This is a genomic window from Halosimplex aquaticum, from assembly GCF_028747785.1.
GTDB classification, from domain to species: Archaea; Halobacteriota; Halobacteria; order Halobacteriales; family Haloarculaceae; genus Halosimplex; species Halosimplex aquaticum.
Window position 1 is genome coordinate 1,717,631 of the sequence record NZ_CP118158.1, and the last position, 25,682, is coordinate 1,743,312.

Sequence of the window (25,682 nt, forward strand, 5' to 3'; positions counted from 1 at the left end):
GCGGTAGTTACGAATATATTAGGGTCACTCTCGATAATTCGCACTGATCACTAACCGGCCGAGGAGTATACAGACACGTAATGTCGATACTCCACGAATACGTGGCAATGGGACTGGACTCTCAATGTCCCGTCGTCCGGATATCTGTTTACGGAACGCTGTCTCGCCTCAAGCGTGACGAGGCAACTGCTGTGTCTCGTGTCTCGTCCACGTCTTCGAAACCGGGGGTGAGTCTTCAGTAATGTTCGACACGAGCGAGTGGATCACGGGCAATGCTCGGCTCGTCATCGCGGTCATGCTCATCGCGTCCGCGGTGGTCGCCGCTGGAGCGCCAATGGTCGACCGCTCGACATCGCTCGACCAGTTCCAAACCGACGCCGATGAGGCTGATGCCCTCGATTACGTCGACACAAATTTCTCTAGCGGGACGACGGACACAACGTCCGCACAGGTCATCGTCCGAGACGACGACGTCCTCGATACGGAGACGCTCGTTTCCATGCTCGAATACGAGCGAGCGCTCCAGACCAACGAAACAGTCAACGAGACACTCGTCAAGAACGACCCCACCCAAAGTGTCGCGAACCTGGTTGCGACTGCAGCGATCCGCGATAGCCGGGCCGTTGAGCTTCAGACTCGCGAACGCGAATTGGCCAGGACAGAGACGGAACTCGCGGATGCCCTCGATTCGCTCGCACGCAACCCGAACGCGAGCGTCCGCCTCGCGTTCGGTGCCGTCGACGCCAACACGTCAGTGACTCTCACGGAGGAGGATTACACGCTGTTCGCAGACGCTGTCGAGGAGCGACGCGAATCGATTGATGGAAACGCAACGACCGACAGAACCGCGACGGCCGGGGCCCACAACGAGACGAGAGACAGGACGGGGAACGTAACGGAACAGACACTCGCGGACGAGTACGCAAGCCTCGCCGAGGACAGGCGGGAATTAGCGGACCTCGACCCCACACTTGAGAATCAGACCGAGAAACTCCGGTCGCTGAACGATTCGGAAGTCGATACCCTCGTCGCGGACGTACTGGGCGGAGATTCGAACGGGTCGGCACGAGCACTCGCCTTCATGCCCGACTACTACGAACCGGGAACCACCGAGATAAATGCGACACTGATCGTCGTGACCCAGGAGACAGCGGGCGGGTCGTTCGCGCCCGGTGACGCGCCCGACGAGATCGAAAACGCGCAGGCCGCCATGACAGACCTGGCGCCGAACGACGACTCGATGTCCGTCCTGGTCTACGGTGACGGGATCGTCTCCACGGAGATTACCGACTCGATGATCGACAGTGTCCTGCTGGTCGGCCCGCTGGCCGTCGCGTTCGTCTTGCTCGTGCTCGTGGTCGTCTACCGGGACCTGCTCGACATCCTGCTCGGGCTCCTCGGGATCGCTCTCGTCCTCGTGTGGACGTTCGGTGCGATGGGATGGTTCGAAATCGCGTTCAGCCAGCCGTTCATCGTCGTACTCGTCCTGTTGATCGGCCTCTCTATCGACTACGGCCTCCACGTCGTGATGCGCTATCGCGAGGCCCGAGGGTCCAGCGAGACACCACCCAGTCGGGCTATGGCTGTCGCGCTCGGGAGTGTTGGGGTCGCACTCGTCTACGTCACCACGACGACTGTCATCGGATTCCTCTCGAATCTCACGAGCCCGCTCGCGGTCTTCCGCGAACTCGGCGTCCTCAGCGCCATCGGCATCGTGGCCACGCTCCTCGTCTTCGGCCTCCTCGTTCCGGCTCTGAAAATCGAACTCGACGAACTGCTCGAAGGCCGGGGAATCGATCGGGTGAAACCAGCCGTCGGAACCGGGGGCGGGCCGGTCAATCACCTCCTCGATACGGGTGCGACACTCGCGACGAAGGCTCCTTACGTCGTCATCGCCGTTGCGCTCCTCGTCAGCGCCGCAGGTGCCTACGGAGCAACAGACATCGACGCCAGTTTCGAGCAGTCGGACTTCCTCGCGGAGGATCCCGACGACTGGCTGAAGGACCTTCCTGATCCGATAGCGCCGGGGACGTACACGGCGGAGACGGCGATAGACACGTTGGACCGGGATTTCGTCAGACAGGATACCACGGCCACGATACTCGTCAGAGGCGACGTGACTGATCCCGCGACACTCGACCGGCTCGACGCGGCACGCACGAACGCCAGCGACATGTCGGCGACAGAGACGTACGCCGACGGTGAGCCGGCAGTGACCGACCCGATCACGGTGATGGACCGCGTCGCGGCTAACAACGAGTCGTTCAACCGGACGCTGTCGGCCGCCGACACCGACGGTGACGGCATCCCCGACGAAAACGTGACCGCCGTCTACGACGAACTCTACCGGGTCGCATCCGAGGAGGCCGCAGACGTCGTCCACCGGGAAGCCGGCGAGTACCAGGCCGTCCGGATGGTCGTGACCGTCGACAGTGGAGCCGACGGCGATGTCGTCCGCGACCAGATGGAGTGGATTGCTGACGACGCCGATGGGGCAGGTGTTTCCGTCATCGCGACCGGTGACGTCATCGTCAACCAGATCACGGCCGACCAGCTCGCGGAGACGGCGCTACTGAGTCTTGTCGTTGCATTGTCGTCGGTCCTCGTTGTCCTCGCAGTGGCCTACCGGGTCACCGAAGGGAGCGCGTCACTTGGCGTCGTCACGATCCTGCCTGTCGCGTTCACCCTAACGTGGGTGCTCGGGACGATGGCGCTGCTGGACATCCCGTTCAACATCGTCACCGGCATGATCACTGGACTCACCATTGGGCTCGGCGTCGACTACAGCCTCCACATCAGCGAGCGATTCAATCAGGAACTCGCCGAAGCGGAGACGGTTGCAGCGGCGTTACACGAGACCGTAACCGGGACCGGCGGCGCCCTGCTGTCGAGCGCGGTGACGACTGCCAGCGGATTCGCCGTGTTACTCGTCACGATCCTGCCGTTCCTCCAGTCGTTCGGCCTCATCACCGCGCTGACGATCGTCTTCGCGTTCCTCGCCAGCGTGTTCGTCCTCCCGAGCCTGCTCGTCGTCTGGACGAGGTTTATCAAACGAGGTGCCGGATCGGACTGATCTAACACAGTTACAGCGACAGAATCACCCGGTAACGCGGCTGAGACCAATGCGGTCGACGGTGACGAGATGGCCACTGTCGTCGAGGATATCTTCCAACGCGCGCTCGAGCGGAGTGTGGTCACTGACGCCGACATCGAGATCGCAGTCGAGCGTGACGACATCACTCCAAAAGAAGTCGACCGACTTCGCCGTGCCTGGCTCGACGGGGACTGAGTCCAGCAGTATCACTCGACGTCGACGGTCTCCATTCGCTCGCGGATTACGTCCTCGGGCGGTGGGGATTTCTCGTGTCGTTCTTCCGAATGTCGTTGGACCTGTGCGATGACCTCTTCTTCGTCCGCGGCCCGGATCAGGAACACGCAGTCCGGGGCCGCACACTCGAATTGATACGCCATGTGTACGGTATGCGTCCACACACTCGTTAATCCATCCCCCGAATACCGTCCGTGACGTCCTGTATCTCGACTGCTGAGGGGTTCGACGGAACTGACAGCGCCTCAATCCGGGGGCTGCGTGATAATTCAGAGCGTTTCGGGAAAACGGGAATCAGCGACGGGTATATCGGCGCCTAGCTGGTAGTGTCACTCCTATGACCTCTGACCGTGTCATCGACCTGCTCCAGAAGGCTTACGGCGACGAGATGGAGACCGTGATGAACTACCAGACGAACGCGATCGTCCTGGACGGCTCCGTGCCGAAGAGATCAAGCAGAGCCTCCAGCAAGACATTTAGGAGGAACTGACCCGCGCCCGACAACTTGGAAATCGACTCAAACAGGTGGACGCCCGACCGCCCAGCTCGGCGGAGTTCACTGCTCGGCAGGACTCGCTGCAACCGCCCGAGGATTCGACCAACGTGCTTTTGGTGATCCGAGGCGTTCTCGACGCTGAAGAGGGCCCTATCGAGACGTATCGGTCGCTCATCGACGCTGCCTGGGGCGCCGACGATCCGGCCACCGAAGACCTCGCAGTGACGATTCTTGTCGACGAGGAAGCCCATCGAACCGAATTCCGGGGCTTCGAAAAGGAGTATCAGAACGACTGAGCACTCCCATCACTAAGCGCGTAAGTTCGAATACTCGGGCGGTAATCGTTTCACGATCGGGTTTGGGAGCCCGTCGTGCTTTCCAGTAGAAGTATGCGAGAACGACGATGAGCACTCCTTGTAGTGTTTTATCTACGCACCCGATCGTCGTGAATTCGCCGACGTTCGCTACATACCAGAGCGGGAACCGCACCGCCGTATACACGATTCCCACCGGATAGAGAAGGGGTCGTCGATAGTCCAAGAGGAACGATACGGCGGCACCGAGGGACCGGATCCCTCGGACAGAGGACAGCTGAAACGGTTAGAGTTCCGGGATCGACGTAAACAGGAGGACGAACGCGTTCACGGTCAGTAGCACCAGTACGAGCCACTGGAAGATGCGCTCGGGGATGTTGTCGAAGATGTACACGCCGACCCAGGAACCGACGAACACCATCGGAACGGCGACGGCAGCCTCGATCATCAGTGGCGTCGTCACGGCTCCCGTGTACGTGAGACTCCCGAGGCGGTACAGCATGAGCGTCCCGAAGAAGGCGGTGAACGTGGCCTTCATCTCCTCGTCACTCCAGAACCCGCTCGCCGACATGAAGGCCCCGTAGACGATCATCGGCGGGCCGGGAACGGCGACGGCGCCGCCGAGAATTCCGGCGAGCAGCCCGGCGGTCGCGCCGACTATCTTCCCCGGTCGGTAGTCCTTCTCCTCGATCCAGTCCGTGATCGTATCGAGTTGCTGGGTCGCGCCGACGACGATGACCGCCAGCACGAGAACCGCTCCGATGGCGACGCGCATCTGTGCCGCGTCGAACCGACTGAACACGACGATGCCGAGCGGCATCCCGACGACGAGACCACCGACGGGGACGATCCACTTCTCCCAGTCGAAGGCGTCACGGACGCTCCACCAGACGCGGGCGTTGGCCACCACCGCCGTTGCCGTGAAGATGATCGACGCGCTCGAGGGCGACCGAAACAGCGGCATTATGCCCATCGACACCTGCGCGAAGCCGAACCCAGCAATACCGTGAACGGCAGCCGCGACGAGGATGACGACCGCAGACAACCCGGTCGTCACCCAGTCGCTCGTCATCGATACCGCCTCAACGAACGAGTCAGTGGGCGCATCTCTGTAGACGGTCGTACGGCTTCCTACCTTAGAATAATTGGCTCTATAGTTTCGCTAGACGGAGACGCCGCGACTGCGTTATTGCCGTAGAAAGCGAAGAGACAGAATGTTTTGGTATCGGAATTCCGTCTCCTCACGCGTGTTACGGTCGCTAAGGCGAAATCAGTTGCCTCTAATCCGGACGAACCCGCCGACCCCGAAGGGGGAGGCGGGTTCGCCGAATGGGCGATGCTCACGCTCCATGCACTCCGGATCGAGCTGGGCAAATCCCACCGTGTTGCGGTGGATTTGCTCAGCGAGATGCCCGGCATCCTCGAAGAGATTGGCCTCACGCGGCTTCCCCACTACACTGTCCTCCACACGTGGTTTGCATGTATTCCGAACACGACGTGGCGTGCGTTTCTCGGCGGAACCGCCGAGAAACGCACCGGTCACGCTGCTATCGATTAGACTGGCTTCGACCGTGACCAACCCAGACGCCACTACGCCAACCGCACCCACTACCGCGTTCGAGCGCTGAAAGTCACCGCTCTCGTGGATGTCGAGACGCTGTACATCACCGACATCCACTCGACCACCTCGAAGAAACACGATGCGAAAATCGGCCCGCAGGTCGCCCGGCGCAACGCCGGCGACCTGCGGAGTCTCGCTGCCGACCGCGGCTACGACGCCGAATAATTACCCCGGAGAGCCGAAGGGAGACGTCCCCGGCCATAGTTCGCAATCGCTCTCAGGTCGAGGCCTAGTTTGTGTGTCCAACTCGGGAGCGTGCCTCTCGGATATGGAGCCCGGTCTTCTGCGATGCGGTGTTGGTAGCTGGATTTGTGTGATCTTTCAAACAGTAACCCCAAGTCATGAACAGTCGGAGCGCGTAGCTGTACTCCCGTCACGATGACCGATACCACGGCACTCGGTGAGTGGGCGTCACTCGGTGGCGACCCTGCCAGCGACGGTGCGGGCGCCCCCGACGCCGTCTTCGCTCAGGTCAGCGACCTCCACGGGCAACTGACGCCGCGCCACCAGGTCTACTACGACAACCCGACGTCGACGCCGGACTTCGACTTCGGAGACGACGACCGCGTCGTCGAGCGCGGCGGCGGGATTCCCCTGCTCGCGGCCAAACTCGACGAACTCCGCGAGCACCACGATGTCTGTACGCTCATGAGCGGCGACACGTTCCACGGCTCCGCCGTGACCACCTACACCGATGGGCGAGCGATGCTCGATCCAGTCAACGAGCACGTCGTCCCCGACGTCTACGTCCCCGGCAACTGGGACTACTCGAACGAGGCCGCCGAGGATGGCAACTTCGTGGAGCTGATGGACGACCTCGACGCCCCGATTCTTGCGAACAACCTCTACGACTGGGAGACCGACGAGCGGTTGTACGACGCGTACAGCATCCTCGACGTCGGTGGCCTCTCTGTGGGCGTCGTCGGGATGACGAACGTCTACGTCGACCGGATGGCGCCCGCGTTCTCCGAGGGGAAGTACCGCTTCGGCAAGCACCCCGCACTCCTCGAAGAGTCCGCACGGGCCGCCCGCGAGGACGGCGCGGACGTCGTGGTCGCGGTCACCGAGATCGGCCTCCCGTGGATGGTCCAGGCCGCCAAGGACTGTCCGAGCGTGGACGTGATGTTCAGCGCGCACACCCACGAGTACACCTACGACCCGATCGTCGTCGAGGAGACCGAAACCGTGGTCGTCGAGTCCGGGATGGGCGAGGCGCTCGGCCGTGTGGACCTCCGAGTTCGAGACGGGGAGATACAGTTCCGTCATCATCTCTACTGTCTGACCGAGGACGGCGAGCACACGCCAGAGCCGGACGCCGACGCGGCGGAGACAGTCGAAGCCGTGCGCGCGCCCTTCCTCGAGGACGACCCGGGGTTCGAGCGAGGCGCGGGCACGCTCGACCGGCCGCTGGATACGGTCGTCGGCCGGACGGAGAACCCACTCTACCGGCAGTCGTTCCTCGAGAGCGCGTGGAACACGCTGTTCAACGACGCACTCCGGACCCACTTCGACACCGACCTCGCCGTCTCGCACGGATTCCGGTATGGGACTGCCATCCCGCCCGGCGACATCACGCTCGGCGAACTGTACACGTTCTTCCCGATGACGACACCCGTCGCCCGCGGTGTCGCCTACGGACAGCAACTCACGAACCACATGGAGGAGTTCCTCGAAGACAACTTCACGCCGTACCCCTACGACCAGGAGGACGGTCGCGTCCGCAACTTCTCCTCGAACGTCGAGGTGACCGTCGACCCGACCGCGAAGCGCGGCCGTCGCCTCGTCGAGTTGCGAATCGACTCCGAGACGGTCGACCCGGAGGAGACGTACTCGGTGGCGACGTTCCGCCGGCCCGGAGATCCCGAACGCGACCTCGGCAACTGCGGGTTCCCGTTCCAGGACGTCGAGGTCGACGACGAGACGATACCGGTCGACGTCATCGTCGAGTATCTCGAGGACCACTCGCCCGTCGACTATGAGGTGATGGGGCTGGTCGAGAGTGCAGACGATGGCGGCCGAGCCCAGAACACGCCCGCAGACGGACCGTATCCGTTCATCCAACCGGGCGTCGACTATCAGGGCGGTGAGGCCTACTGCGAGACGTCCATGATTCCGGGCAGGAACACTTTCCCCGACGAAGGGCGTAATCGAACGCGCTAGACGGCGACGGCGAACGCGACGGATCCGACGGACGGCACACTCGGCACGACACAGGTGAGATACGATGGTCAAAAACATTACTGTGGAACAACTCGCGGACGGGATCGACGCCGACGAACAGTTCACGCTCATCGACGTGCGTCCCGAAGACAGCTTCGAGGCCTGGCACGTGCGCGACGCAGAGAACGTCCCGTACGACCCTGACGAGGGCTTGAGTGAGGACCAACTGAACGAGGTGAACGCACTGGTCGACGGCCAGCCGGTCGTCGCTATCTGTGGGAAGGGTTTGACTTCGACGCCGTTCGCGTTCGAACTCGACGAGCACGGCTACGACGACCTCTCGGTCGTCACTGGCGGCATGGAGGCGTGGAGCAAACTCTACGAGGTCGTCCCCATCGAGACGGCCAGCGAGGACCTCGTCGTTCGGCAGGTCCAGCGCCGCGCGAAGGGCTGTCTCGGCTACGTCGTCGGTTCGAAAGCGGCGGACGCGGCCGTCGTGGTCGATGCGACCAGACAGACCGACCAGTTCAAGGTCGCCGCCCAGGACGCTGGACTCTCCATCACGCGCGTTCTCGATACGCACGTCCACGCCGACCACATCTCGGGCGGTTCGGCACTCGCCGACGAGGTCGGCGTGCCTTACTACCTCGGCGAAGGGGCCAGCGAGCGCGGCGTCGAGTACGAATACGAACCGCTATCGGATGGCGAAGTCGTCGAGGTCGGCGACGTCGAGATCGAGGCGCTGCACACGCCCGGGCACACCTCGGAGATGATGAACTACCTCGTCGACGGGGAACTCCTGTTGACGGGCGATACGCTGTTCGTCGACTCCGTCGGACGGACGGAACTCCAGTTCGGCGAGGACGACGCCTCCCGTGGAGCGGAACTGCTGTACGACTCGCTCCACGAGACCATCCTCGACCTCCCAGACGACACGACGATTCTGCCGGGTCACCTCACCGTCACGAGCGACGGGCGCTACGAGAACGGCTCGCCGGGCGAACCCCTCGAGGCCCGACTCGGGGACCTCCGCGACGAACTCGACTTCCTCGGGCTGGACCGCGACGCGTTCGTCGAGCGCCTGACCGAGGACGTCCCGGAGAAGCCCCCGAACTACGAGGCAGTCATCGCCATCAACACCGGCAAAGACACCGTCGACGACGAGACCGAGGCGACGGAACTCGAACTGGGGCCGAACAACTGTGCCGCATAGAACACAGCACTCGCTCTCCCGTCGCAGCCTCCTCCAGCTGATGGGAGCGACCACTCTCGGCGTGATCGCGGGCTGTTCCGGTCAGCTACCGGGTTCCGGCGACGGAGGGGGTCGTGAGGTGACGCCCCGCTCGACAGTTACGGCCGAGCCAGATACGTCCGTCAACCTCACTGCGGCGTCCGGGACCATTCGGCCAGCCCCCGAGACGTCGACGACCAACTGGATGTACGAGGGTCAATTCCCAGGGCCGGAGCTACGCGTCCAGGAGGGTGACGTGCTCAGCGTCGAACTGACCAACGATCTCCAGGCGAAGACGACGATTCACTGGCACGGGATTCCCGTCGCGAATCCGATGGACGGCGTGCCGAACGTGACCCAGGACCCGATCGATTCCGGCGAGACATTCACGTATACGTTCCGTGCCGAACCCGCGGGAACGTACTTTTACCACAGTCACGTCGGGCTCCAGCTTGACCGGGGATTGTTCGGCCCACTGATCGTCGAAGAACGCAGCCCACACGTCGAGTACGACCGCGAGTACGTCGTCATCGTCGACGATTACCTCCCCGAAGAGCCGGAACTTCCGTCGGACGGGGGGATGGGCGGCGATGGTGGAATGGGCGGGGGAGGCGGGATGATGGGGGACGTTCGACCGCCGTACGAGGGCCTCCTGATCAACGGCCGGCTTCCAGCAGATCCACCGACGTTCGAAGTGGCAGAAGGAGAGCGGATCCGCTTCCGGTTCGTGAACGCCGGCAGCGCGACAGTCTTCGGTGTACGAATCGCCGGCCACGAAATGACGGTGACCCACGCCGATGGGCGACCCGTCGAACCCATCGACGTGGACTCGTTCGTCTTCGGAGCCGGCGAGCGCTACGACGCCGTGATCGAGGCGACGAATCCGGGCACGTGGGCCGTTCAAGCGAATGCGCTCGATGGAAACGAACCACCCGCCAGAGCCGTCGTCGAGTACGAGTCAGCTAGCGGAGGGAGCCCACAGAGCCCGTCGTCGGCCAGTAACCGGCTGCAGTACGGGGACTTGCAGGCGATCTCCTCGCTCGACGGGGTGAGTGGAGAGCCGGATCGAACGTTCGACCTGACGCTCTCACGCGGCAGGGGCCAGTCATACACGTGGACGATAGATGGACAGGCCTACCCGGACGCCGACCCGCTCCAGATCCGGCCCGACGAACACGTCCGGATTCGGATGACCAATCGGAGCCCAGTCGTTCACCCGATGCACCTTCACGGTCACTTCTTCCAGGTCGGCGACGCAATCAAAGACACAGTCATCGTGCCCGGGCATAGAGGGCAGGTGACGATCGACTTCCATGCCGACAACCCCGGCCGGTGGTTGTTCCACTGTCACAACCTGTACCATCTCGATGCAGGGATGGCGCGTGTCGTGAGATACGTCGAGTGACCACTGGTCGTATCTTGTGCAAACCACAGTATTCGGCATAGATGAACGGTCCGATTTTTGAAAAACGGTTAGAACACTCTATACGCGTTCCCAAACGTTCTCCTGTGCGGATTCACACCACGTCGAGAACACCCGAGCGGTCCTACGAGTAACCGAGGAGAAAGACAATGACCAACTTCACACTCGGACGCTGGTTGCTCGTGGGACTCCTCAGGATGGGGCTCCTCATCGCCGTCCCGCTCTACATCGTCTATGCACTCCTCAATCGAGGATCCGGCGAGAACGATGAGCAGTCGCTGTCGGTTCCCCGCGAGCGCTACGCCCGCGGTGAGCTCTCGGACGACGAATTCGATCGACGGCGAAAAACAGCTTGAACGTTTCGGATGACCGGAACAGTTGTTGTTCCAGCAGATGCACCATACCCCCAACACCCGCCGTTGTGGCACCCAAGCGTTAACCCCCTGGACGGAGTATGATATTTTATGGAATTCACAATACAGACGTCAGTCACCGGCGAGTTCGACGACGTCGTCGACACGACGATCGCAGCGCTCGAAGACGAAGGATTCGGCGTCCTCTGTGACATCGACATCCAGGCGACGCTCAAGGAAAAACTCGGCGAGGAGTTTCGACAGTACCGTATCCTCGGTGCGTGCAATCCTCCGCTGGCGTACGAGGGACTGACCGAAGAGATCGAACTCGGCGCACTCCTCCCGTGTAACGTCATCGTCTACGAAACCGATGACGGCGATATCGTTGTGAGTGCCGTCGATCCAAAGCAATTGGTCGGTATCGCGGACAACGATGCGCTCGACTCCATCGCGACCGAGGTCAACGAGCGTTTCGAGCGTGTTCTCTCGGCCGTCACCGACGAACTAGGATCCACGTCGGAGGCCTGATCTCCGATGGCTTCGTCGAACCAGCTCGACACCACGACCATCCTCCTCCTGATCCTCGGAGCGATCATCGTGCTCCCGTTGCTCACAATGGGAATGGGATTCGGCGGAATGATGGGGTACGGCGGGATGATGGGCCAGTATGGCGGTACTGGCGGGTGGTGGCCGTTCATCGGGATGCTCGTCCCGATCATCTTCCTCCTCATCATCCTCGGCGGTGGCTACCTCGTCTTCCGGCGCATGAGCGAAACGCAGACGTCTCGAAATCCCGCGATGGAGGAACTCCGCACGGCATACGCTCGTGGCGACCTCACTGACGAAGAGTTCGAAGCCCGCCGCGAGAGACTCGAACGGTCGGAGTGAGCCAACGAGTACGCACCAAGGTGCGTATTCCCACGCCTGCGTGATCGAATTCGTGATGCTACTCCCGATCACCACTGTGTGAGCGCGCCTTCGAATCAAAGAGATGGAGGTCTCTCAGCTTACGATTCTGAATAGTAATGTGGTTAAGTCCCAATACCGTAGTATACTATGTGACCGAAGTCATCCTCTTCACCCAAGAGACATGCGGAGCATGCGCAACACAACGGGAGAAAAACGACGGCCTCGAGGACAAGTATCCGGACGTAGAGTTCCGGGAGGTCGACATCCAGAAAGATCTGGAAACGGCCGAGGAATACGGCGTCCGGAAGTCGCCGACGACACTCGTCTACGCGAACGGTGAACAGATCGCCGAATTCATTGGCATCGTCGACCGGAACGACTTGGACTCAGCTATCGAGAGCGCGACCGAGCAGTCATCTGGATTCGCCCAGCGCCTCGTTGATGTTGTGCGTGGATAACGAACCAGCGACCGATTCAACTCATATGACGAACTATAGTCGACGTCAGTTTCTGGGAGTGCTCGGTGCCGGCGCAGTCGCCAGCACAGGCCTCTCTCAGCCAGCCAGCGCACAGGAGACGCCCGTCGTGAAGATGGGCAACAACTACTTCGACCCGATCGGGCTCCACGTCGAACCCGGCACGACCGTCCGCTTCGAGATAGCAGCCGGTGCACACTCGGCAACGGCCTACGAGAACCGGATTCCATCCGATGCCAGCGCATTCGATAGTGGGACCATCTCGTCGGGAGAGTTCGAGTACACGTTTGAGGAACCGGGCACGTACGACTACTACTGCATTCCGCACAAGTCGGTCGGGATGGTCGGTCGCATCGTCGTCGGCAGCCCTGGCGGTCCAGCCGAAGACAGTCCGATTCCGGACGGTGACGTGCCCGAGAGCGAGGCGATCGTCGAACAGGGGGCGATAGCGTATGGGTCCAGCAACGGTGGTGACGGGAGCTCCGGTGGCGGAATGAGGGGGCCCGGGATGGGTTCTGGCCCTGGAATGATGAACGGCCGGAACGGTGGATGGTTCGGTGGGCTGCCGTTCGTCGGCGGGGCACTCGGAATGCTGGGGCTGGTCAGCGGACTCCTCTACTGGGCACTGGGTCGAGGTGATCCACCTCCAGAGAGTGACGATTCCGCAATGGAAACCCTCCAACGTTGTTACGCACGAGGCGAAATCGACGAAGAAGAGTTTCAGAAGCGTCGTGAGCGATTAGTGGCGAATCAAGAAAACTGAAGCTACCGGAGGCCCACGACGATTCCCCACCCGGGCGTCCAGAAGCGCTCACGATAGAAGTATTCAGAGAGCCATTCTACTACGGATTCAAAATTTGAGCGGTTCGATTTCATCGCAGTCTAAGTCGAAATCACAGTCAACGACCCCACCCTACTTCGCTCACCCTTGGGGGTTCGCTCGTGGAGGGTGGGGCTTGTCCATGAACTCGGCCTCGAACCCGTCCGGGTGGGCGGTGAATCCACCGCTCGGCGTCACTGTTCCAGACTTCAGGGCAAGCTGACTGTTGCCCGTCCGCCGAGACGACTGTTGGCCCCGGCGGACGTACCGCATTCCAATAATTTTCGCCGCGTTGTAATCGGCGTTCGCTTCCGACCCACACTTCTGACAACAGAATTCATCGCGAGTCGTACGATTTTCACTTGCTGTGAACCCGCACTCGGCGCACCGTTTCGACGTGTACGCCGACCCAACCTGTTTCACAGTAATTCCAACTGTCTCCGCCTTGTACTCAACTTGCTCGTGTGTGACTCGCCAGTTCATGGGTTGGCCGACGATTCGTCAGTCGACCTTCGCATCCGGTGAATCGCTCGCCCGTCGTGGTGATGTCGCTGCACGCTCTCCAGCTGCGTGACGCCTGATGAGCCACCCGACGAGCAGCAGAGCTGGTGTGCCAAGCAGGAGTACGGCGCCCAACACTCCCCAGTCAGCGATGTCGAGCGGAACGGTCCCGAAGTACTCGTTCAGCGGTGTATACAGGACCGCCAGCTGGAGCAGAAGGGACGCCGCGACAGCGACGCCGAGCCACGGGTTCGTGAGCACCGGCGTCTCTCTCGTCCATCGGACCACGTACAGTTTGACGAACTCGAAGACAACCAACCCGGTGAACACCATCGTCATCGCATATGGCGTGACGCTCGCGGCGCCGTCGAGCGTGTAGAACATCAGTCCCAGCAAGAGGACGGTCGCGATGAGCCCGGCACCACCGACGAATCCGAGCATGTCGCGGTCGATGATTCCCGTCGCCTGTTCCCGCGGTTCCCTTTGCATCACGTCGCCTCCGGGATCCGTCCCGAGCGCCAGCGCTGGCAGACCGTCGGTCAGCAGGTTGATCCACAGCAACTGGACTGCGGGCAGGATGAGATACCCGAAGAGCGACGCAAGAAAGACGATTGCTACCTCGGCGGCGTTCGCACTCAGTAAGTAGGCGACGAACTTCCAGATGTTGTCAAAGATGGTCCGACCCCGCTGAATGGCGGTCCGTATCGACGTGTAGTTATCGTCGAGCAAGACGATGTCGCTCGCCTGTTTGGCGACGTCAGTTCCACGGATGCCCATGGCGATGCCGACGTCGGCGTTTTTCAGCGCTGGCGCGTCGTTGACGCCGTCGCCAGTCATGGCGACCGCGGCACCGTTGGCCTGTAACGCTCGCAGGATCCGGACTTTGTGAGTCGGTTCGGCCCGCGCGTACACGTCGACCTCCTCGACGCGTTCCCGGAGTGTTTCGTCGTCGAGCTCCTCGACCTCCTGACCGGTGAGAACAGCCGACTCGATACCGATGTCGGCAGCGATGGCCCTCGCAGTCGCGGCGTTGTCCCCGGTGATCATCTTCACCTCGATACCTGCTCGATGCGTGTCGGCGATGGCGTCCCGGACTTCGGGTCGCGGCGGGTCGAGCAGCCCCTGTAGCCCGACGAACACGAGATTCTCCTCGGGGCCGCCGTCGTCTGAGCGGTCTTTGTAGGCGAATCCGAGGACCCGAAGCGCGTCCTCGGCGAATGACTCGACCTGCGCCTCGATGTCTGCGCGCGCCTTCTCGTCCAGGTCCACTGGACCGTCCGGGCCGAGCACCCGCGACGAGCGTTCGAGGACGACCGCCGGCGCGCCCTTCACGTAAACCACGTCGTCGTGGATCGTCGCCATTCGCTTGCGCTCGGAGGAGAACGGGACCTCGTCGCGCCGCGACCGACTCTCGCGCCGCGCCTCGACGTCGATCCCGTGGTCGGCCGCAGCTGCGACGAGCGCACGCTCGGTCGGGTCACCCTCCTCGGCGGTCGCGTCGTTACAGACGGCACCGATCTCGAACAACTGGTCGAGTCGGTCTGTAACGTCTCCGTCGGCTCCGATCCCGTCGTCACTGCCGACGTCGACGGCGGTATCGGACACCCACGCTGTTTGCACGCGCATCTCGCCCTCGGTCAGCGTCCCCGTCTTGTCGGTACAGACGACGTCGACGGCACCCAGCGCCTCGACGGCCGGCAGCGTCCGGACGAGCGCGTTCTCGTCGGCCATCCGCCGGACGCCGAGCGCAAGCGTCAGGGTGACGACCGCCGGGAGCCCTTCGGGGACAGCCGCCACTGCAAGCGAGACAGCGGTCAACCCCGCTTGAACCACTCCTTTGCCCCCGATGAGGAGCAGTGGAACGATCAGCGCCGACAGGGCGACGACACCGATCCCGAGGCGCCGACCGAGCCGGTCCAGGTCGCGCTGGAGCGGCGTCCGCGGGTCCTCGGCGCCGATCAGTGCCGTCGCGATTTCGCCCATCTCCGTGTCCATTCCCGTCTCGACGACGACAGCGACGCCGCGACCGCGTGTGACGTTCGTTCCCTTGTAGACCGCGTTTTTCCGTTCGGCGAGCGGCGTCTCCGCTTCGACCGTCCCGGTCGTCTTCTCGACGGGCACGCTCTCGCCTGTGAGCGGGGCTTCGTCGACCTCGAGGTTCTCGGACGCGACGAGTCGACCGTCCGCAGGGACGACGTCGCCCTGTCCCAAAAGCACGATATCCCCGGGGACGAGGTCAGTCGCGTCGACTTCCAGTTCGGTCCCGTCGCGGCGGACAGTGACGGTTGGAGATGCCATGTCGCGGAGCGCTTCGAGGCTCTGCTCGGCGCGGTACTCCTGGACGAAACCGAAGACACCGTTGAGGAGCAGGATGATACCGATGAGTACCGCGTCGACCACGTGACCGATCGCGAACGAGAGAACGGCCGCGACGAGCAATACCCAGATGAGCGCCCTCTCGAACTGCGCCAGGAAGATCCGTAGTGGACTGCGCCCGCTGTCACCGGTGATCTCGTTCGGACCGACTCGTTCGCGACGCTTCTCGGCCGTCTCAGGGTCCAGCCCGTCTGGTCCTCCATCGAGTTCGTCGAAGATCTCTTCGACAGTCAGGGTGTACCAGTTCATGTCTCGGTCAGCGGTAGCGCTCGTTGCTCAGACGCCCCCGAGCGGTGTCGTTCGCGACACCGGCCACGCGCAGGCGACTGGCGCTCGTCTATTATCTCCCGGCGGGAGACGGACAGTCGTTTCCCCCCACACGTGTCGCCCCTCGGTGGAGTCGTGTCGACCAGCGGTACGCCAGAATTCGGCCGGCGAGGCGCGTCACTGTTCTGGATCCACTGACACCGCTAGCACTGGGATGTCAGAGACGCGGACGACCTTTTCCGCGACGCTACCGAGTAGGAATCTGTCGAGACCGGTCCGGCCGTGCGTCCCCATGACGATCAGATCGACGTCGCGGTCGTCGGCGTAATCGACGATCCCGCTGGCCGGGGTTCCACTACTGACTGACGCTTCGACGGACCCCAGGCCCGCCTCGCTAGCGCGATCGACGACATCGTCGACGGCTCGCTGTCCGGCCTCCTCGAGGGCCGAGAGTACTGCGGGACTGTCGACGTCGGTCCAGAAACCGGTTACGTCGACGACGTGTAGGGCGTGCAACGCGGCGTCGGCCCGGCCGGCGAGTTCGATCCCGTGATCCGCTGCGGCGTTCGCCACTTCGCTCCCGTCCGTCGGGACGAGTATCGCGTCGAACTCGGGATCGAGTTCCGTCTCCTCGTGGACGGTAAGGACGGGGATCGGAGAGAGGCGGAGCGTGCGCTCGGTAACGCTCCCGAGGACGAGTTCGTGTAACCCGGTCCGTCCCTGCGTCCCCATCACGACGAGGTCGACGTCCTGCTCGTCGAGGTAGTCGACGATCGCCTGGCGGACCAGCCCCACGGGTTCGACGACCTCCGTCACAGTCGACACGCTTGCGTCGTCGGCCCAGTCCGCGATAGTCGCGAGGAGTGATTCAGCGCGAGTTTGTAGTTCAGCACGCGCTCCCGCGTCAAATTCCGGCGGGAGTTCGTCGAGTTCGAGGACATGGATCGCGTACAACGTCGCGTCGAACCGTCGTGCGAGCGTCAGCGCCGTTTCGATGGCCGCTTCGGACGCCGCGCTCCCATCTGTTGGGACGAGGATTCTTTCGTACATACGGTCTCACGGTAAACTACGATCTGGGGGAGTGTCAAACCGGGCGAACGTTCTCACTTGGGAAGAACGAGCGGGTCAGATACTCCGGACCTGCATACCATGGAATCGTGCTCGTCCCTTGACTCCGTTGACTTCCGAGCCACGGGAGCGCTCGAGAACGACTGTTTCGGATTGACCTCCTCCACGGCGTTGACGCCGTGGACATCGATCCCGGGAGCGACCATCTAGAGGCTGAACCAGCTTAGCCCATCACCGCGACGAGATAGCATTCTCGCCGTGCTATTATGGGAGAGCCACGAGACGCAGTAGACAATGATCGAACAGTTCCTCGGGGACGAGTTCGACGACGCTGGCGGGTATATCGCCGAGGTGATATACGGAGCGAACGACGGGATCGTCACGACGTTTGCGGTTGTCGCGGGCGTCGCCGGCGCAGCACTCGACCCGGCGATCGTTTTGATCCTCGGCGTTGCGAACCTGCTGGCCGATGGCTTCTCGATGGGCATGAGCAACTATCTCAGCCAGCACTCCGAACGGGACTATCGCGCAGCCCGGGGAACCACGGTCGCGGACGCTCGTCCGCCACGCTACACGGCCGCAGTAACGTTCCTCTCGTTCGTGGTCGCCGGCTGGGCGCCGCTGGTTCCCTATGCGTTCGGGATCGACGCCACGTTTCGGCTGTCAGTCGTCGTGACCGGGATCGCCTTCTTCGTTGTGGGCGCGAGCCGGACGCTCGTCACGGACCGCCGTTGGTATCGCGCCGGCGCGGAGATGTTCGCGATCGGAATGCTCGCAGCCGCCGTCGCGTACGCCGCGGGCGTCACGCTGGGTGGGCTCGCGTAGATGGCCGACCGTCGCGCGCTCCTGGCCGCCGGAGTCGCGTTCGTGGCCGTTGCCACCGTGCCGGTCGACGGGCTTCCGTCCCACGCACAGTTCGCGCTCGCGACGGCCGCCTTCGCCGGAACGCTCTGGGTCACCGGCGGGCTCCCGTTGCCGATCACGGCACTGACGATCCCTGTGGTCCTGACCGCGTTCGGCGTCGTCCCGACGGCCGGAGCGGCCGTCGCCGGGTTCGCCGATCCCATCGTCTTCCTGCTCCTCGCTGGATTCGTTCTCGCCGAGGCGCTCCAGAAGCACGGGACGGACCGTCGGATCGCCTACCACGTTCTCGCCGCCGTCGGGACGTCGCCGCGACGGATCGTCCTCGCCGTGATGCTCGCGACGGCGGCGCTGTCGATGGTCATCTCCAACTCCGCGACGACGGCCATGATGGTCCCCATCGCCATCGGCATCGCAGATCGCGTCGGTGCCGATGCGGCGACCGGCACAGCCGACGCCGGACGCGTTCCCACTATGGCCACCGACGAAACTGGTGGACGTGCCGACGGGACGGCGCCAGCGGACGCTAACGGGGACACCTCGGACGGCCGATCGAACTTCCGGCTCGCGATGGTACTGGGAGTCGCCTACGCGGCAAGCATCGGCGGCGTTGGGACGCTCATCGGAACGCCGCCCAACGCCATCCTCGTCTCGCAACTCGCCGAGCAGATCGGATACACGATCACGTTCGGCGAGTGGCTGGCCGTCGGCCTGCCATTCGTCGCCGTGGGACTCCCGCTGACGTGGTACGTCCTCACCGTTGCCGTCTATCCACCACAGATCACGGATGTCACCGCCGCGAGAGCGGACGCACGCCGCTATCTCCGGGACGTCGGTCCGCCGTCGACGGACGAACGGCGCGTCCTCCTGATAACCGGCCTCACGGCCGGACTGTGGCTACTCGGTGGGTTCAGCTTTCTATTCGAGGGGCGCCTCCCCGCGACGTGGTACGCGACGTTGTTCGGGGGGAGCGAGGGGAGTCTCTTCGGAGCTGGGGCACACCAGGGCGTCCTCTACTACGTGACCGTCGGGCTGGCCGCGATTCCGGCCCTTTCGATCGCCGGCGTCCTGGAGTGGGAGGACGTCCAGCGGATCGACTGGGGAACGATCGTCCTGCTCGGGGGTGGGATCACGTTGGCGAACGCGCTCGCCGCGACGAACGCGACGCAGTGGCTGGCAGCGAACGCCGTCGACGCCGTGGCCGGTGCACCGCTCTTCCTCGTCGCCCTCGCCGTGGCCGCGATAACGATCGCCGTCTCGGAACTCGCCTCGAACACGGCGATGGCCGCCATCTCGGTCCCCATCCTGATCGCCATGGGCCCCCGCTACGCCGACCAGTTTGCCGGAGACCCGACAACGGCCAGTGTCTTCCTGGCGGTGACCGGCGGTATCGCCGCGAGTTTCGGGTTCGCGCTGCCCGTCGCGACGCCGCCAAACGCGATCGCCTTCGGAACCGGGTCGATGACCAAGGACGACATGCTCAAGCCGGGGATTCTCCTTGACGTCGCCATGGCCGCCGTCACCGCCGTGCTCGCCTACGGTCTGTTCACCGTCGTCTGGCCGTTGCTGGGATAGGATCGCGCCGGCCTCACTCGCGGGTGAGGACGTCGCGCCGACACTCGTACTCGTCCTCGTCGATTTCGCCGCGGGCGAACCGCTCGCGGAGAGTTTCCAGCGCCGTGTCTTGCACTCCTTCGTTCTCAGTCGCGCGTTCAGTCCCCTCGACGATCGGAATGAATACCAGCCTGAGGAAGACGATAACGACGGCGGCCAGGAACAGAGCGAAGAGAACCATCGCGACGATCCCACCCCACGCCATCCAGCTCCACTCAGTCTCCATTCCCATTTGCAGCGTACCGTACTGTAATGTCGAGGTCACTGCTGTAGCCATACGTCGAGTACGTGACCCTCGCGTAAAACCGGCGACGCTCGTTCTCCCGCGACGGGAACGAGCGTCGGTCTGGGAGACGAACGGGCCGACTCGGAGCCGCGATCATCTCGTTCGATCGGACAGTTTTCCGTCGCGTGAGAAACGACTTGCGAGGTTTTCCGTGTGGCGACCGTCGGTTAAGTATGGACCAAGTCCCTCGAACCAAGACTGATTCAGGTGATTCGAGCGCCCGGGACGAACAGGCCGCTATCGAGACGAGCGGGCTCACCAAGCGCTACGGGGACGACGTCCTCGCCGTCGACGACCTGAACCTGACCGTGTACGAAGGTGAGATCTTCGGCTTCCTGGGCCCGAACGGCGCCGGGAAGTCGACGACCATCGACGTGCTCATGGACTACGTCCGCCCCACGTCGGGAAGCGCGACCGTCCTCGGGTTCGACGCGCAGGCGGACACGCGTGCCATCCACCAGCGGGTCGGCATCCTTCCCGACGGATACGGCCTCTATGACCGCCTCACGGGCCGCAAGCACCTCGAGTACGCCGTCGATCTGAAGGGCGCCGACGACGACCCGGCGACGCTCCTCGAACGCGTGGGGCTCGACCCATCGGCCGCCGACCGGGCCGTCGGTGGCTACTCGAAGGGAATGACCCAGCGCCTGGCGCTCGCGATCGCGCTGGTCGGCGACCCCGACCTGCTGATCCTCGACGAGCCCTCGTCGGGGCTGGACCCCAACGGCGTCCGGCTAGTCCGTGAGATCGCCCGCGACCACGCCGACCGTGGCGGGACAGTGTTCTTCTCGAGTCACATTCTCAGTCAAGTCGAGGCGGTCTGTGACCGGGTCGCGATCCTGAACCGGGGTCGCCTGGTCGCCGTCGACTCCATCGGCGGCCTCCGCGACGCGCTCGGGACGGGCTCGACCGTGACCCTCGCTGTCGACGCCATCCCCGATGAGCTGACCCTCGGTGAACTCGCCGGCGTTACAGACGTCGCCGTTGACGGGCGGACGATCCGTGTGAACGTCGACGATCCAGCGGCGAAGGTGGCCGTAATCGACCGGATCCGAGAGGACGGCGCGGCCGTCCTCGACGTGTCCATCGCGGAGTCGTCGCTCGAGGACCTGTTCACCGCGTACACGGGCGACACGCCGTCGGAAGCAGCTGCCCAGGAGGTGGGCGAATGAGCGCCGCTCGCGTCTGGACGATCGTCGCTCGCAAGGAGTTCGACGACGCCCTGCGGTCGCGGCTGCTCTGGGGCATCGTCGCGATCATCGCCGTCATGACGTCGCTCTCGGCGGGCATCTCGCTGCTCGTCCCCGACGTCGAGGGCGGTGCCGAGATGGCCATCGGCGGCGCCTCGCAGTTCGCGGGACTCCTCGTCCCGATCATGGCGCTGATCGCGGCCTACCTCGCCGTCGCCGGCGAGCGCGAGTCGGGGAGCCTGAAGGTCCTCCTCGGCCTGCCGCCGTCCCGTGGCGAGGTCCTGGTCGGGAAGTTCCTCGGTCGAAGCGGCGTGGTCGCCGTCGGACTCGCACTGGGATTTGCCGTCGCCGGTCTCGTCACGCTGGCGCTCTACGGTGAGCTCCCGCTAACGGCGTTCCTCGGAACGACCGCGCTGACCGTCCTCCTCGGGATAGCGTTCGTCGGGATCGCGGTCGGCATCTCGGCGGTCACCGCGACCCGCGCCCGGGCGATGACATTGGCCATCACGGCGTACCTCGGGCTGACGCTGCTGTGGGACCTCGTCCCGAACGCCGTTCACCTGCTAGTGACGGGCGAGATGCCGGGACAGGTCGTCCCGGCGTGGTTCCCGCTGCTCCAGGGACTCAGCCCGACCGGGGCGTACAACGCGCTCGTTCAGACGCTCCTGCTCGGTGCCGAGACCGCGATTGAGGCACGGATCGGCGGGGCAGTCCCATGGTACCTCGATCCGATTGCGTTCCTGGCGATCTTGCTCGCCTGGACGCTCCTCCCGCTCGTCGTCGGCTACCTCTCCTTCCGACGAGCCGACCTGAGCTAGGCGACGCCAACTGCTGCGGGATCGAGCAACCGTCACCCCGCCACGTTCGCGATGGCGATCGCTTCCCGGTAGTTCGCGACGGCGAGCAGAAGGTAGCCAGCGAGGAGCAGTGCCCATTCGCGCCGCGTCAGCGACCAGTCCCGCGGCGACCGCACCCGTTCGAACTCCTCCGTCCAGCGGGGTCCGGACTCCTGGTGCCAGATCATCACGCTCCGAGTCGCTACCACGATGGCGACCATCGCCGTGATCTCCAGCGGCCCGCTCCGTTCGACGAGTACGGAGAGCGACGGCGCGATCCGAGCCCCGGAGTCGACGGCGAGCGAACCGGTCCCCCACACCATACCGTAACGGGGCGCCTGGACGACCTCGACGACGTACCCGAGCGGTGTGTTCACCGACCGGAAGGCGTTCGCCCCGACGGCGATCAGCGAGACGCCGACGTTCCAGCCGAACAGCGTCAGGAACTCGCGGGAAACGCTGCCCGCGTACTCGGTCGTCGCGGCCGGGTTTCCGCCCAGGAGCAGCCCGCGCGGCAGGAGGTAGTAGCTCCCCACCCAGGAGACCGTGAACGCCGTCGCAACGAGGAGCCACAGCGACGCGAAGCGGACGAGGACGTCGTCGTGGTTGACGTACCGCCCGACGGTTCGGATCGTTCCGGTGAGTGGCCCGCCCGAACCGGACTCGGAACGTTCGGCGTCCATGCGTCGTTTCCCTCGTCGCCGGCAGGGGCCGTATCGTTTTCGTCGGCCCAGTGGCTTCGCGCTGTCGTCTCCGGGCCTGCTCGGAAGTCCGCATTACTTATTCTGGCCTTGTTGAGATCCTCAGACGGTGATAGGTTTTAGCGTCCGTACTGAATAGAGGGCGCGTATCTACTACTTAACTCGATTTAGACAGAAACTGAACTGAGTGGGACAGATAGCGGTAGGACTGGTCATTATCCCGTTAGCCGACAGTTCCCGGGCACGTCCGTCCCTTGGCCTCAGTCGCCGCCACTCACCGAGCAACGATGACAGGAACGGGCGAGTTGCGGAACACTTTCTGGGCAACGTCCCCGACGACCAGTCGATCGACCAACGAGCCGCCGTGGCTCCCGATGACGACCGCATCGAAATCGTCGGCTCTATTCAGAATCGCCCGAGCCGGGTGGCCCAGTTGAACCTCGGTCGTGATCTCGACATCGTATTCGGCGGCGAGGTTCCGGGCGTCATTGAACACCTCCTCGGCGCGCTCCTCGGCAGCCTCTTCAATATCCTCCTCAAGAGCAAGTGACGTGGCTTCTGTCCCCCACGGTGACGGTCCGCCCACGACGTGCAAGACAGTAATCTCCGCGCCGGGATGATTCTCAAGGACGTACTCAAGCGCTCGTTGGGCCATCTCTGAGTCGTCCATCGGAATGAGAATTCGTGAGATCATGCAGTAACTACGGTCAGGGTGTGCATAAAATGGTGGTTCGCTCGTCCCAGGATAAGCGACGTATTACCACCAGGGGCTGAACGCACGCTCTGTATTCAGCACGCTTATTGTATCAATCGCTGAGGGTTTCAACAGAGCCCTCATTCTGTAACGATAGGAAGGCGACGCGACCGCTCTGGTTCGGGTACCCGCCGTCGTGGTCCGTCAGAGCATTGCGACCTGCATGAGCGAGAGAGCCAGTAGGGGAAGGTGGAAGGACGCGTGGGCGATCATGGCGGCCTCGAGATTCCGTCGCCAGTAGAGCCAGCCGAAGAGGACGCCGGCGACCGCGTTCAGTAGGACTGTCCGCGCAATCAGAGCCGGGGTGAGACTGACCGCCTGGGCGAGCGCAGGGAGGTGACCCACGCCGAATAGCACGGCCGAGACGACGATAGCGGTCCACATCACCCCTGCACGGGGGCCGCCCGTCCGCCGACCAGTGACGTACCAGCCGACAAACGCGATTGCTGACATGACCCCGAACCGGAGTAAGAGTTCCTCGGTGATACCACCGTACAGGAATCTGACGGGGGCGTAGGCGAGCACGTCTAGAACGGTCGGTCTCGTCGCCCCGATCGCAGACTGGGGTAACTCCTGTGCGACGAAGGGCATCATCGCCACGTCGAGGACGATTATCGAGACGCCTCCGAGGACGCCGAGCCCGGCCGCGAGCACGACTTGGCCGCGGAGGCGTCTCCAGACGCCGTCGTCACTCGCCTCCCCGTCGACGAGGAGCGACTGCAGTCCCGCCCGCGGCGCTGCGTACGCGCCGAGCAGACACGCGACGCCGAGGAGGAGCAGGGGGTTGATGCCAGAGAGGAGAGCGAAAAGCGGACGCGAGAGCTTGGTGGGGACGGCGGTCGACGGCGTCGCGAAGTAGATGTAGCCGACGAGAGCAGCGATCCCCGGAATTCCCAGTAGCAAGCTCACACCGAACCGCCGGCCGAACGTTCTCCCGCTCTCCCTAGCGGCTACTGTTTTGCCGACTGTCGGTGTCGAAGCAGTAGTCTTGGCGCCGTCGTCGTCCGTCGTCATTGTCCCTCGAAACGGTGACCGGGAGTCGGCGTCGTCGAATCGCTTCCACTCTCAGATGGACCAGTATCGTCGCTAGGGCAAGCGCCAAGGACGACACGCCCGACACGTTCGCGTGGCTCGATTGTGAGCCCGCGGCTCGAGAAACTCGCTCCGTCGTCTGACTCGTGTTGGGTCACGTATCGGCCCTCTACTCACTGATTTGTGCAGCGATAGCTAAAACCGGAAGGGTGATTCCCGCCGTCAGAGAGATCGGTTCACGGAACCGGGGATCTGTCTGAATACAACCGGATGCGCAGATGGGCTGAGACGCCATGGCAGCGTTCGGTTGGATCTCCGCGGCGAACTCCCCGCTGATTCTCCCCTGCCGAGAATCGTATTGAGGTACTAACTAGTCTCGGCCCGAACCGTCGACACGATGACCGCCGCTACCGGGACGGCCACTACTAGGACCGCTTCACCGAGGGCCCCGGTCGACGTCGTTCGGCTGCTCCTAGGGCTCACGTACGTCGGCGGAGCACTCGTCCACCTCGTCTTCTGGGCGACCAACCGGGCGATATACGACCAGATCACCCCGTACATCTTGTTCGACTGGTATCGCGACCTCTGGACCGGGGTCGTCCTCCCCAACCAGGGCGTGCTCCTGCCTGTCCTTGCACTCGCCGAGGGAATGATAGCGGTGGCCGTCCTCTCGCGCGGTCGCAGAGCGAGGACCGGACTCGTCGCTGGCGCCGTCTTCAACGTCTGCGTCGCGCCGCTGGGATTCTGGTGGCCGACGAACGCCATCCTGGCCGCCGTTCACGTCGTGCTCTTCCGCGTCGAGTTTCCCGAGTCGGTAGTCGAACGGTTCGCACGGACCGTCGCGGTGGTGTCCGACAGATGACGTCGACGGGTGTAACCGAGCCAGCAAGGGTGCGCGAACCGAACGACGCGACGGGACGGGCGGAGCGGAAAGTTCCAGGCCGTCCAGTCCGTGGTCGACGGATGAGTGCGTTCGCGAGCTCGGGCACCTTTGCGAAGAGGGGCCGTGGCGCGACCGTCCACTGTTCGACAGGGGCCCGCAGTTCCGTGAGTCGGCCTTCCCGC

23 protein-coding genes and 3 pseudogenes are annotated in these 25,682 nt (G+C 63.6%); 16 read left to right on the plus strand and 10 right to left on the minus strand.

The window, feature by feature from the left end; all coding sequences use genetic code 11:
- Positions 1-241: 241 nt before the first annotated feature.
- Entirely contained in the window at positions 242-3,073 is a 2,832-nt protein-coding gene (locus tag PSC72_RS08600) for an efflux RND transporter permease subunit (protein ID WP_274325468.1), read from the plus strand.
- Between the two features lie 24 nt (positions 3,074-3,097).
- On the opposite strand, the gene PSC72_RS08605 is transcribed toward PSC72_RS08600, so the two are convergent.
- Together PSC72_RS08605 and PSC72_RS08610 are read right to left on the minus strand one after the other, a co-directional pair.
- The gene (locus tag PSC72_RS08605) at positions 3,098-3,304 is read right to left on the minus strand and encodes a hypothetical protein (RefSeq protein ID WP_274325469.1); all 207 of its coding nucleotides are present in this window, start codon (positions 3,302-3,304) and stop codon (positions 3,098-3,100) included.
- The gene (locus PSC72_RS08610; RefSeq protein WP_274325470.1) at positions 3,301-3,471 is read right to left on the minus strand and encodes a DUF1059 domain-containing protein; all 171 of its coding nucleotides are present in this window, start codon (positions 3,469-3,471) and stop codon (positions 3,301-3,303) included. Before PSC72_RS08610 ends, PSC72_RS08605 begins: the two co-directional genes overlap by 4 nt.
- A 194-nt stretch (positions 3,472-3,665) precedes the next feature.
- Here PSC72_RS08610 and PSC72_RS08615 point away from each other — a divergent pair.
- Positions 3,666-4,120 (plus strand): annotated as a pseudogene (locus PSC72_RS08615) (ferritin-like domain-containing protein).
- Between the two features lie 304 nt (positions 4,121-4,424).
- On the opposite strand, the gene PSC72_RS08620 reads toward PSC72_RS08615, so the two are convergent.
- Complete coding sequence (locus tag PSC72_RS08620) at positions 4,425-5,210, minus strand: sulfite exporter TauE/SafE family protein (RefSeq protein WP_274325471.1); 786 nt, start codon at positions 5,208-5,210, stop codon at positions 4,425-4,427.
- A 147-nt stretch (positions 5,211-5,357) separates the two neighbouring features.
- Between PSC72_RS08620 and PSC72_RS08625 the strand changes: the two are divergent.
- From PSC72_RS08625 to PSC72_RS08665, 9 genes and pseudogenes are all read left to right on the plus strand, one after another.
- Positions 5,358-5,921, plus strand: a pseudogene (locus PSC72_RS08625) (transposase); the annotation flags it as partial.
- Positions 5,922-6,137: 216 nt separating this feature from the next.
- Positions 6,138-7,919 carry a 5'-nucleotidase C-terminal domain-containing protein gene (locus PSC72_RS08630; RefSeq protein WP_274325472.1) on the plus strand — a complete coding sequence of 594 codons (1,782 nt, stop codon included), beginning with the start codon at positions 6,138-6,140 and terminating at the stop codon, positions 7,917-7,919.
- A gap of 64 nt (positions 7,920-7,983) precedes the next feature.
- On the plus strand, positions 7,984-9,132 hold the full coding sequence (locus tag PSC72_RS08635) for an MBL fold metallo-hydrolase (protein WP_274325473.1): 1,149 nt from the start codon (positions 7,984-7,986) through the stop codon (positions 9,130-9,132).
- Between the two features lie 40 nt (positions 9,133-9,172).
- Complete coding sequence (locus tag PSC72_RS08640; protein WP_382261498.1) at positions 9,173-10,555, plus strand: multicopper oxidase family protein; 1,383 nt, start codon at positions 9,173-9,175, stop codon at positions 10,553-10,555.
- Between the two features lie 167 nt (positions 10,556-10,722).
- Positions 10,723-10,929: an SHOCT domain-containing protein gene (locus tag PSC72_RS08645; protein WP_274325475.1), complete on the plus strand. Its 207-nt coding sequence runs from the start codon at positions 10,723-10,725 to the stop codon at positions 10,927-10,929.
- A gap of 108 nt (positions 10,930-11,037) precedes the next feature.
- Entirely contained in the window at positions 11,038-11,454 is a 417-nt protein-coding gene (locus PSC72_RS08650) for a DUF302 domain-containing protein (RefSeq protein ID WP_274325476.1), read from the plus strand.
- Between the two features lie 6 nt (positions 11,455-11,460).
- A complete protein-coding gene (locus PSC72_RS08655; protein WP_274325477.1) occupies positions 11,461-11,814 on the plus strand; it encodes an SHOCT domain-containing protein in 354 nt (117 codons plus the stop codon).
- Between the two features lie 170 nt (positions 11,815-11,984).
- Complete coding sequence (locus PSC72_RS08660) at positions 11,985-12,293, plus strand: thioredoxin family protein (RefSeq protein WP_274325478.1); 309 nt, start codon at positions 11,985-11,987, stop codon at positions 12,291-12,293.
- Positions 12,294-12,318: 25 nt separating this feature from the next.
- Positions 12,319-13,074 carry a plastocyanin/azurin family copper-binding protein gene (locus PSC72_RS08665; protein ID WP_274325479.1) on the plus strand — a complete coding sequence of 252 codons (756 nt, stop codon included), beginning with the start codon at positions 12,319-12,321 and terminating at the stop codon, positions 13,072-13,074.
- Positions 13,075-13,233: 159 nt separating this feature from the next.
- On the opposite strand, the pseudogene PSC72_RS08670 reads toward PSC72_RS08665, so the two are convergent.
- The 3 genes and pseudogenes from PSC72_RS08670 to PSC72_RS08680 form a co-directional block, all read right to left on the minus strand.
- Positions 13,234-13,599, minus strand: a pseudogene (locus PSC72_RS08670) (zinc ribbon domain-containing protein); the annotation flags it as partial.
- 33 nt (positions 13,600-13,632) lie between these two features.
- Positions 13,633-16,257 carry a cation-translocating P-type ATPase gene (locus tag PSC72_RS08675; protein ID WP_274325480.1) on the minus strand — a complete coding sequence of 875 codons (2,625 nt, stop codon included), beginning with the start codon at positions 16,255-16,257 and terminating at the stop codon, positions 13,633-13,635.
- Between the two features lie 195 nt (positions 16,258-16,452).
- Positions 16,453-17,325, minus strand: a complete 873-nt coding sequence (locus PSC72_RS08680; RefSeq protein ID WP_274325481.1) for a universal stress protein — start codon at positions 17,323-17,325, stop codon at positions 16,453-16,455.
- A 312-nt stretch (positions 17,326-17,637) separates the two neighbouring features.
- Between PSC72_RS08680 and PSC72_RS08685 the strand changes: the two genes are divergently transcribed.
- Together PSC72_RS08685 and PSC72_RS08690 are read left to right on the plus strand one after the other, a co-directional pair.
- Positions 17,638-18,168 carry a VIT1/CCC1 transporter family protein gene (locus tag PSC72_RS08685; RefSeq protein WP_274325482.1) on the plus strand — a complete coding sequence of 177 codons (531 nt, stop codon included), beginning with the start codon at positions 17,638-17,640 and terminating at the stop codon, positions 18,166-18,168.
- Positions 18,169-19,779, plus strand: coding sequence for an SLC13 family permease (locus PSC72_RS08690; RefSeq protein WP_274325483.1), 1,611 nt, complete (start codon positions 18,169-18,171; stop codon positions 19,777-19,779).
- A gap of 13 nt (positions 19,780-19,792) precedes the next feature.
- On the opposite strand, the gene PSC72_RS08695 is transcribed toward PSC72_RS08690, so the two are convergent.
- Positions 19,793-20,095 carry an SHOCT domain-containing protein gene (locus tag PSC72_RS08695; protein WP_274325484.1) on the minus strand — a complete coding sequence of 101 codons (303 nt, stop codon included), beginning with the start codon at positions 20,093-20,095 and terminating at the stop codon, positions 19,793-19,795.
- Between the two features lie 182 nt (positions 20,096-20,277).
- Here PSC72_RS08695 and PSC72_RS08700 point away from each other — a divergent pair, with 182 nt between their 5' ends.
- Positions 20,278-21,276: an ABC transporter ATP-binding protein gene (locus PSC72_RS08700; RefSeq protein WP_274325485.1), complete on the plus strand. Its 999-nt coding sequence runs from the start codon at positions 20,278-20,280 to the stop codon at positions 21,274-21,276.
- Entirely contained in the window at positions 21,273-22,112 is an 840-nt protein-coding gene (locus PSC72_RS08705) for an ABC transporter permease (RefSeq protein WP_274325486.1), read from the plus strand. Before PSC72_RS08700 ends, PSC72_RS08705 begins: the two co-directional genes overlap by 4 nt.
- 32 nt (positions 22,113-22,144) lie before the next feature.
- Here the strand turns inward: PSC72_RS08705 and PSC72_RS08710 are convergent, their stop codons facing one another.
- The 3 genes from PSC72_RS08710 to PSC72_RS08720 form a co-directional block, all read right to left on the minus strand.
- Positions 22,145-22,813 carry a hypothetical protein gene (locus PSC72_RS08710; RefSeq protein WP_274325487.1) on the minus strand — a complete coding sequence of 223 codons (669 nt, stop codon included), beginning with the start codon at positions 22,811-22,813 and terminating at the stop codon, positions 22,145-22,147.
- Positions 22,814-23,105: 292 nt separating this feature from the next.
- The gene (locus PSC72_RS08715) at positions 23,106-23,525 is read right to left on the minus strand and encodes a universal stress protein (RefSeq protein ID WP_274325488.1); all 420 of its coding nucleotides are present in this window, start codon (positions 23,523-23,525) and stop codon (positions 23,106-23,108) included.
- Positions 23,526-23,729: 204 nt separating this feature from the next.
- Positions 23,730-24,599 (minus strand): CPBP family intramembrane glutamic endopeptidase, encoded by an 870-nt coding sequence (locus tag PSC72_RS08720; RefSeq protein ID WP_274325489.1) that lies wholly within the window; start codon positions 24,597-24,599, stop codon positions 23,730-23,732.
- A 415-nt stretch (positions 24,600-25,014) separates the two neighbouring features.
- Here PSC72_RS08720 and PSC72_RS08725 point away from each other — a divergent pair, with 415 nt between their 5' ends.
- Positions 25,015-25,479, plus strand: a complete 465-nt coding sequence (locus PSC72_RS08725) for a hypothetical protein (protein WP_274325490.1) — start codon at positions 25,015-25,017, stop codon at positions 25,477-25,479.
- Positions 25,480-25,682 lie beyond the last annotated feature (203 nt).